The sequence below is a fragment of the Endomicrobiales bacterium genome, assembly GCA_023228045.1.
Lineage (GTDB): Bacteria > Elusimicrobiota > Endomicrobiia > Endomicrobiales > JALOBY01 > JALOBY01.
In genome coordinates, this window is the sequence record JALOBY010000033.1 from 1 (window position 1) to 9,303 (window position 9,303).

Below are 9,303 nucleotides of genomic sequence, written 5' to 3' on the forward strand. Positions count from 1 at the left end.
TTAAAGCATCAATATAGAAACCATCGTGGTCTTTCTGAAAATCATAAAATTAGTTACTTAAAATGGTTTTGCTACTTCAAAACTATCAAAAATAGCAACACTTTTTGAGTATTATGCCCATTGCGAGGGCTTTAGCCCGTGGCAATCTAATAACTAAGACGAGATTGCTTCACCCCCCTTCGGGATTTCCGCCTTTGGTGAGATCTAGCCCCTTTGGGCTGACGCAATGACAACTAAAAAAGCAGTGCCTGTCATTCCCGAGGTAGTAATTGGGAATCTCAAATATAATTTCATAAAGTCAGATCTCCGATAGAAACATTCGGAGATGACAACTAAAAGAATGAGAAGCAAGAAGTAGCTTTCCAAAAATAGTCGGTACAAAAAAGCCTGTCATTCCCGTCCCGAACAAGTGTAAGGGAACTTGATGTATATTGTTTTATGGTTTTTTATTGTCATCCCGAACCTCGCCAAAGGCGGGGAGGGATCTTACAGATTTCTCCCTTTGGTCGAAATGACATAATTATAGTTTTTAGACGATATCTAATCGAACATTAGTTGTAAAACTTATAAAAAGTGAGGTAAAAACAAACAATGCTTTCAAAAGTAATTTCAAGCGCGCTTAGCGGCATAGACGCAAAACTTGTTTTGGTTGAAACATATATTGCTCGCGGCCTTCCAAGTTTCTCAATAGTTGGTTTGCCCGATGCATCCGTTAAAGAGTCAAAAGACCGCGTTGTGGCAGCTATCAGAAACAGCGGTTTTGATTTTCCGTCTAAAAAAATAACCGTAAATTTAGCGCCAGCCGACTTAAAAAAAGAGGGCTCAGCTTTTGATTTGCCAATTGCCATTGGATTGCTTTGCGCAAGCGGAGTATTAGAAAAATCATCCATTGAGGGGTGGCTTTTTACAGGTGAGTTGTCGTTAGATGGGCAGTTGCGCGCAACAAAAGGCGTACTGCCTATGACAATTGAATCGCAAAAGAAAAAGTTAAAAGGCATAGTAATACCGCACAATAACCTGCAAGAAGCAGTTGTTGTAAACGGGGCAACGGTGCTTGCCGCGCAAAACCTTTTGCAGGTGGTAAACTATTTTTTGGGCAACGATAAGTCAATTGCCCCGCAAGCAGGGCAAGACACATTTGATTTTTCAAATATCGCATATGACTTTGACTTTTCTGATGTTAAAGGGCAGTGGTATGCAAAAAGAGCGTTAGAAGTTGCATCCGCGGGGTCTCATAATGTGTTAATGGTAGGCCCTCCGGGTTCTGGCAAAACAATGCTTGCAAAAAGAATTGTTACCATACTTCCGCCAATGTGTTTAGAAGAAGCACTTGAGACAACAAAAATTCACTCGGTATCTGGCTTTATGGCTACTGATGGAGCACTTAAGGCGAACAGGCCATTTCGCTCGCCGCACCATACAATTTCCGATGTGGCTTTAATAGGCGGAGGGGCATTTCCAAAACCTGGTGAAGTAAGTTTGGCACATAATGGAGTTTTATTTTTAGACGAATTAACCGAGTTTGATAGAAATGTACTTGAAGTTTTAAGGCAGCCGCTTGAAGAGCGCAGTGTTTGCATATCGCGCGCAAAGCATTCCGTGGAGTTTCCTGCATCATTTATGCTTATTGCCGCAATGAACCCTTGCCCTTGCGGTAATTTGGGAAACTCACAAAAGGAATGTGTATGTTTGCCTCACGCCGTAAGGCGATATCGCTCAAAAATTTCAGGGCCGCTAATGGATAGAATAGATATACATTTAGAAGTTCCTGCAGTAAAGTTTGACGAAATGGTTTCAGATGTCAAAGCCGAAAGCTCATTAGATATAAGAAAAAGAATTTTACAGGCGCGAGAAATTCAAAAGAGTAGGTTTAAAGGTTTATCTATCAGAACAAATGCCCAAATGTCATCTAAACTTGTAAAAAAGTTTTGCAAAATTGAAGCTGATGCCTTAGGGCTTTTGAAAGTTGCCATAGACCGCCTTGGTTTTTCCGCCAGAGCGTATGACAGAATATTAAAGGTAGCAAGAACCATATCCGACCTTGAAAACAGCCCAACAATTACATCTGCCCACATCTCAGAAGCCATACAATATAGGCAGTTTGATAAAAATTTGTAAAGTGATTTACAATTCCTTTTTTGTTGTAACCATTTTTGTTAAATCATTAAAAAGCTCTTAAAAACTACTATTGACAAAGAAACAGCAATGTAATAGTATTTAGGTGTAACTAAACAATTATTCATATTATGAACAGCTATTATTATAATAATCTTCAAATTAGAGAAGTTTTTCATCTTGAATTTCTGCGTGCTTTTGCAAGGAAATTAAAGCCGTCTTTTTTTGCTTTAAAGGGTGGGGTTAATATGCGGTTGTCTTTTGGTAGTATCAGGTATTCAGAAGATATGGATTTAGATGTTAATACTATTAACGTAAAAGCTCTGAGCGATACAGTTATGAAAATACTTGGATCAGTTTCATTCCAAAATGAACTGAAAGGGTTTGGTATAGATAAAGTTTTGCCTCCAAATATGGCTAAAGCCAAACAAACCGATACAACCCAGCGATTTAAAGTACATCTTATTACTCATCAGGGTGAAGACCTTTTTACAAAAATCGAATTCTCGCGCCGCAAATCCGTTGGCAATGCGGTTGTTGAACCCGTTTCAGAAAAAATATTGCGCCAGTATAAAATGTCGCCGTTAATAGTCAGCCATTATGATGTTGATAGTGCCTTCGCACAGAAAATTAATGCACTGGCTAATCGCAGTGCGGTGCAGGCCAGGGACATTTTTGATTTGTATATGTTGTCAACACAATTGTCGCCGAACAAAAACAGTCGGATTAAAACCGACGCAGTAAGCATCAAAATCGCTTGCGAAAATGTTTTTCTTGTCAGTTTTCATCAATTCCGAGATACGGTGCTGAGTTATCTTGCAGAAGAAGACAAGGCAGCCTATGATAGCCCTGATTTGTGGGATGAAATTAAACTAAGGGTTCATGATCTTATATGTCAAAACAACTAATTATAATTGAATGCATTAAAAAGCTGAACCGCCCGATATTTACTACCCGTGAAATAACGGACTTGTCTGGCAAAAGTGCGTCCAATGTAACCCAGACGCTCAACTATCTTGCCCAGCATAATGCGATAAAGAAACTGCATCGGGGTGTTTGGGGAGAAGTTACGAGCAAGCTCATAAGCCCTTACATGCTTATACCTCATTTATTTACATCAACCAGGGTGTATGTTTCATTTTTGAGCGCCTTGCATTTGCACGGCATCATTGAGCAGATACCGCAGACAATAACACTTGCTTCAACCACTCATACGAAAAAAATCAGGACAGCTATCGGGGTGTTTGCAGTTCACCAAATATTGCCGGAATTCTTTTCTGGCTTTGACTGGTATAAAGGTACCGTAAGTTTTTTGATAGCACAGCCAGAAAAAGCATTGGCAGATTGCCTTTATCTTTATACCAAAAAGAAAAAGCAATATGGTCATTTCCCAGAGCTTAACCTGAAAAAGCCTTTTAGGATACAAAAAGTAATAGAATGGATTGAAAAAATTCCAGACCAAAAATCCATAGTTGCCGCAAAAGCCAAGCTTAATGAAATTTTGAGTTCTAAAAGTACTTCGCTATAAATGGAACACGATAAAGACAGGGTGTATTGATACTTGATTGGTGTAAATTTGGCGATTTTGGCGATTACTTGGCGAAACCACATCTCAGAAGCTACAACCCAGACTTTGCAATAGGTTTGAGAACCGAGGCGAAAGAGATGGAGGCAGTTTTGACGCAAAAGTTGTAGCCAATGGTAATTCCATTAGCAAGGGTTTTGCGGAAAAAAATGTCCCATATCTTTTGACGAATTCCAAATCCTATTGCAAAATCTGGGTTTAATACAGGCAGTTTGATAAAGGTGTGTAAAAGGAATAGAATACTTTATGACGAAAAAAGGAAATGATTGAATAAGTAAAGTTGCGTCCTCCAAAGCTATTTCATCAATACAGCGAATAGCTGTGATTATTGATGAAATGTTAGCGTCGGAGGGCAAGTTGAAAACCTCGCCAAAGTTTCAGTGGCGGGTAAAGCCTGGCACGGAAGTTCTATTTTAAAATAACAAAGCAATCGGTAAGTGAGGCTGTGGCTCGTGGGGAAAAGGTGGCGAAAGTGAATGGATATTTGTTATAATCTGTCTTCCTGCCTCCGTCCCCTATGTCAAAGAACGTAAATTTTGGAGAGATTCTATAAAAAAATAAAATGAAAATAATAAAATGGATTTTTTGTTTACCAGCCGGACTAACTGCATCAACACTTGCGCATATATTGCTCTTGCATTTTTTTGGCATCGAATATGAATATGAGAAGGTATATCAATTCTGGCATTCTTATGATATGGGGGGGATGTTTATTTCATGTACAATTATGATATTTATTGATAGATTCATCACATTCGGACTTTTAGTTTGGGTATCTTCGAAAGTAGTTCCATCAAAAAATATATTATTTGCAAAATATATCAGCATTGCTACTGGTATCATAATATTTGTCTTTTATATTTATCTCGTATTTTTCAGTAAAGTATCAATAAATTTCAGTATGTTGTATAAAAATACCATAGATTTAATTGCAATGTCATTAGGTTTGTTGTTTGGTTATATAGCATCAAGAGAAATGAAAGATTAAAATTATAATAAATCATTGCACCTGTAAAATAGGGGACGGAGTTAGAATGTTAGGATAGTTGACAAATATACTTTTAGGCGGAAAGAATTGAAGAAAAAAGGACGAAGAAACAAAGTATCAGAAGCCAAAGCGTTAATAGTATATTTGGGGATACGAGAGCTTGGAATAACGGGAAGTGAAATAGGTAAAGCGATAGGATGTGCGCGGCCAAGCATCAGTTATTTATTGAAGATAGGCGATGGCAAATTTGATGGCAGGATGTTATTATAACATTCTAACTCCGTCCCCTATGTCCAATTGTTTTAGTAGTATCACCTATTAAATATTGGTTGAATAAAGACACATCTTGTTTAAAATAAAAATGCAATAAAAGAATACAAGGAGTTGTTTTATGAAAGATTTTAGAGTGCTTGCGATACTAATGTGTGTTCTAGTTCTTAGTTCATGTTCTACTAGAAAAGAACAGTGTATATATTTTGGAGATAAGGCGTATGAAAACAAGGAATATGAGCATGCGATTTTATGTTATGAAGAGGCTATGAGTATAGATACGAAAGATAATGATAAGATTTACAACTGTATGGGTATGGCATATCATGCAAGCTATAGGAAATATGATGAAGCAGTTGAATGTTTTGAAAAGGCAATAAGAATAAACCCAAGAGAGTATATATACTATATAAACTTAGGTGATGTTTACGCAGAAAGTATTGATAACTTTGATAAAGCAATAAAATGTTACAAAAAAGCAATTGATATTGTCCCAAATGAGGTAGATGGATACTTGTCTGCAAGTATAGTTTGTTTTAAATATAAGAAATATGATCAGGCTTTTCAATATGCTAAACAAATAATAAGTATGAGCCCAAAATCTCCCAATACATATACTAGAATGGGAAATGCTTACTACAATAAGGGAGATTATAAAAAAGCGCGTGAGTGCTTAGAGCAATCAATTGTGATTGATCCAAAACTCCCATATGCATACTTTGGTTTGGGTAGTGTTTATTATGTTGAAGGTGATGTTGATAAAGCAATTGAATACTATAATAGAGCATTGAATATTGAGCCAAAATTTAACAATGTTAACGAAAAATTGTCCCAAATTTATACAGTTGAAGGGGATAAATACAAAGCGCAAGAAAATGGTTCTAAAGAACCTTGGGCTGGCTTCGCCTACGGTGAAGGTGCTAGAGCACCATACACTGATGAGTATGATTTTAATATAGACAATGCGCTTGAAAAAAGATCAGCTGAAATTAAGAAACAACAAAAACCTATATTTTAGTTATCCTAATATTTCTAATTTGTTTTAAAAATGCTGTATAATTTGCCACATTTAAATGGAGGTTCAATTTAATGAGTTATTATATTTATGAAAATTGGGTAGCAGAGAAGAAAGCGGTAATTCATAAAGGATCTTGTGGATATTGTAAAGAAGGAAATGGGTGTCATGCAAACCCATTAGGAAATAAAAATGGTCAGTGGAGTGGTCCTTATTCTTCATTTAAAATTGCACAGAACAAAGCTATTGAAACAGGTAGACCGGTTAAAACACATAGATGTTGTTGTTAAAAAAGTAAAGGCATTTTAAATTTCAAAATTCCAGTGATATAATACCTGTTTAATCTGTTGAGTAGTTTTCTTGAATGATTCAAAAAATAAACTCAAACCACATCTCAGAGGCCATACAATATAGGCAGTTTGATGAAAATTTGTGAAATTTAGTTGAAAGTGCGCTGCTAAAAATGTTATAAATTGAAACAGTTATGATATATAAGGCAATTTTAGCATTATCATTATGTTTCTTTTCTATGCCGCTTTGGGCGTCTTACGCGCTTAGCATTGGCAATTATGTGCAAAACGAGGCAGAAAGCGTTTGCACAAAACTTTCTGCGCATGGCTATAGTGCCTATGTGCTTTATGGGCCAAGCTGTGAGGTTCGCGTTGGTAGTTTTCAATCGGTAGAAGAAGCTCTTAAGTTGGCAGATAAACTTAAGGTTGAAGATAAGCTTGTGGCATCGGTAGTTGAAGAGCAAGAAATTGATCAGGCGCAATTTGGCTGGAACGCAATTGAAAATGGCCGCAGTGTTGATGAAAATGCTCCCGGCAGTTATTCAGACCCAAAGGCCAGAAAAATTGTATCCCTTGGCCTTGCGCTTTTTGGCAGGCCGTATAAATACGGCGGAACAAGCAAAACAAATGGCATAGATTGCTCATATTTTGTTCAGACCATATTTAAAGAGTTAGGTGAAAGCTTGCCTCGCACAGCGCGGGAGCAGATAAAAGTTGGACATGAAGTTGACATACCCGACCTAAGAGTTGGCGACCTTGTTTTCTTCAAAAAAACCTATTACCTTAAAAAGAAAGATGGCAAGAAGGCAGGAAGTTATACAAGAGTTAACCATGTTGGTATTTTTATTGGGAACGGGGAGTTTATGCATGCCACTACAAATGTAAAGCATGTTACAATATCCCGCCTTGATGAAAAATATTTTAGAGAACGCTTTGCCGGCGCAAGACGGGTGCTTAAGTAGGGGGCACTTAAAAAACTCTTGGGGCCCCTAATTATGGAACTTAGTTTGGAAAATATTGCCGTTCTAAAGCTCTCTCTTATAACCGATATAGGCCCTGTAAAATTTAAAAAACTAACCGAAGTTTTTGGGAATGCTCAAAGTGTTTTTAACGCAACTGCCGATGAGTTGCGTTTTTCTTGTGGGCTTAGTGACAAAATAGTTAAAAGCATATTAAGTAGCGCCAAAGATGATTCGGCTGTTGAAGCAGAGTTAGAAAAAGTGCGTAAAGCCGGGGCAATTGTAGTAACTATTGACAGCCCCAACTACCCAAAAACGCTATTAAATTTGCCCGACCCTCCAATAGTTCTTTATATGTTCGGTGAGCTTTTGTGTGCCGATGAAAATGCTGTGGCGGTTGTAGGCACGCGCCTGCCTTCGGCTTATGGTACCAATGTTGCCGATAAAATTTCGCGCCAGCTTGCGCAAAGCGGCATAACAATAATTTCAGGCCTTGCATCGGGCATTGATACCTGCGCGCATAAAGCGGCATTAGCAGTTGGAGGCAGAACAATTGCGGTGCTTGGCAATGGGTTAAATAAAGATTACCCAGCGCAAAATGCAAAACTTAAACGAGCCATCGCAAAAGGCGGCGTGGTTATTAGCGAGTTTCCTATGGATTTACCTCCCGATAGAGGCAACTTCCCACGAAGAAACAGAATAATTTCCGGCCTCTCCAGAGCGGTGTTGGTTGTTGAGGCGGCATCCAAAAGTGGTTCGCTTATAACGGCCGATTTTGCCGCCGACCAGGGTAAAGATGTATTCGCGGTTCCTGGGTCTATATTTTCAAAGATGTCCGCAGGTACAAACGAGTTAATAAAAAATGGCGCTCATATTGTTCAACGCGCTCAGGATATAATAGATGTGTTAGACCCGCTTGCGTGCCTTAAGCTGCAGCAGGTTGCTTCAAACGAAAGTGTGCCTTTGGAACTTAACCAAATAGAGCAAAAAATACTTACCGAGGTTGAAAAAAGTTCCTCTGGTATTTCGGTTGATGTGCTTTCGCATAACCTCAATTTAGTTGTAACGCAGGTGCTTGGCGCTCTCTTGGGACTTGAGCTAAAAGGTGCGGTAAAAGAAACCCCGGGCAAAATTTTTGTAAGAAATTACTAATTAAAATCACTAAATGAATCTCCATCTCCCGCCAAGGCGGGACTGGGCAGTATCAGTGGTTCTAATTCTTTCTTCCTCTCCCTTGATGGGAGAGGATTGAGGTGAGGGTGATAGATTGACGATTAGCCCCTCATCCCATCCTTCTTCCCCAGACTTCACGGGGTCCAGAAACTTACCCGCAAGGGTAGAAGGAGTTACGACATAATACTCTCATAAATGGAGAGGAAGAAAAAACAGTCGCGACACAGTCCCGCACCAAGGGGAGAAGGAACAATTCGGTAACCGCCCTGAAAGCAGAGCGGAATTATCAAGTTAAAGGAAATAAAATGCCAAAGTATCTTGTAATTGTGGAGTCGCCGGCAAAAGAAAAAACCATCTCCAAATTTTTAGGGCCGGACTATATTATAAAAAGTTCGTATGGCCACATTAGAGATTTGCCTGGTAAAGAGCTTGGTGTTGATATTGAAAAAGATTTTGAACCTCGCTATGTGGTAACTCCAAAAGGTAAAAAAATAGTTCCGCAATTAAAAGCATATAGTAAAACCGCAGACATTGTTTACCTCGCAACTGACTATGACCGTGAAGGGGAAGCAATTGCATGGCATTTAAAAGAGGCGCTTGGTCTTACTGATAAAAAAGCTAGCCGCATAACATTTCACGAAATAACAAAAGAGGCATTGGTTTCTGCTGTAAAAAACCCGCGCGCTTTAGATGTAAATTTAGTTGATAGTCAGCAGGCAAGGCGCGTATTAGACCGGCTTGTGGGTTACAAACTTTCGCCGCTTTTGTGGCGCAAGGTGCGCTCAGGGCTTAGCGCGGGCAGGGTGCAATCGGTAGCTGTGCGTATGATTTGCGAAAGAGAAGAAGAAATAAAAAGTTTTAAACCGCAAGAATATTGGAGCATCAAAGCAAACCTTGAAAAATTGAAA

At 38.7% G+C, this 9,303-nt stretch carries 10 protein-coding genes; all 10 read left to right on the plus strand.

The genetic code is table 11. The features are described 5' to 3' along the window. The first annotated feature begins 591 nt into the window (after nucleotides 1–591). Nucleotides 592–2,118: a YifB family Mg chelatase-like AAA ATPase gene (locus tag M0Q46_06435; protein MCK9583229.1), complete on the plus strand. Its 1,527-nt coding sequence runs from the start codon at nucleotides 592–594 to the stop codon at nucleotides 2,116–2,118. 128 nt (nucleotides 2,119–2,246) lie between these two features. Beyond that, on the plus strand, nucleotides 2,247–3,023 hold the full coding sequence (locus M0Q46_06440; protein MCK9583230.1) for a nucleotidyl transferase AbiEii/AbiGii toxin family protein: 777 nt from the start codon (nucleotides 2,247–2,249) through the stop codon (nucleotides 3,021–3,023). Next, nucleotides 3,008–3,643: a type IV toxin-antitoxin system AbiEi family antitoxin domain-containing protein gene (locus M0Q46_06445; protein ID MCK9583231.1), complete on the plus strand. Its 636-nt coding sequence runs from the start codon at nucleotides 3,008–3,010 to the stop codon at nucleotides 3,641–3,643. The genes M0Q46_06440 and M0Q46_06445 overlap by 16 nt, the downstream gene beginning before the upstream one ends. A 619-nt stretch (nucleotides 3,644–4,262) precedes the next feature. Next, nucleotides 4,263–4,688 carry a hypothetical protein gene (locus tag M0Q46_06450; GenBank protein ID MCK9583232.1) on the plus strand — a complete coding sequence of 142 codons (426 nt, stop codon included), beginning with the start codon at nucleotides 4,263–4,265 and terminating at the stop codon, nucleotides 4,686–4,688. An 87-nt stretch (nucleotides 4,689–4,775) separates the two neighbouring features. After that, nucleotides 4,776–4,958 (plus strand): YqaJ viral recombinase family protein, encoded by a 183-nt coding sequence (locus M0Q46_06455; protein ID MCK9583233.1) that lies wholly within the window; start codon nucleotides 4,776–4,778, stop codon nucleotides 4,956–4,958. Between the two features lie 121 nt (nucleotides 4,959–5,079). After that, on the plus strand, nucleotides 5,080–5,976 hold the full coding sequence (locus tag M0Q46_06460; GenBank protein ID MCK9583234.1) for a tetratricopeptide repeat protein: 897 nt from the start codon (nucleotides 5,080–5,082) through the stop codon (nucleotides 5,974–5,976). 71 nt (nucleotides 5,977–6,047) lie between these two features. Continuing rightward, entirely contained in the window at nucleotides 6,048–6,263 is a 216-nt protein-coding gene (locus M0Q46_06465) for a hypothetical protein (GenBank protein ID MCK9583235.1), read from the plus strand. Between the two features lie 194 nt (nucleotides 6,264–6,457). Next, on the plus strand, nucleotides 6,458–7,225 hold the full coding sequence (locus tag M0Q46_06470) for an NlpC/P60 family protein (GenBank protein MCK9583236.1): 768 nt from the start codon (nucleotides 6,458–6,460) through the stop codon (nucleotides 7,223–7,225). A 33-nt stretch (nucleotides 7,226–7,258) separates the two neighbouring features. Then, nucleotides 7,259–8,374 carry a DNA-processing protein DprA gene (dprA, locus tag M0Q46_06475; protein ID MCK9583237.1) on the plus strand — a complete coding sequence of 372 codons (1,116 nt, stop codon included), beginning with the start codon at nucleotides 7,259–7,261 and terminating at the stop codon, nucleotides 8,372–8,374. A 326-nt stretch (nucleotides 8,375–8,700) separates the two neighbouring features. Next, a partial coding sequence (locus tag M0Q46_06480) for a DNA topoisomerase (GenBank protein MCK9583238.1) occupies nucleotides 8,701–9,303 on the plus strand: 603 nt, incomplete at its 3' end.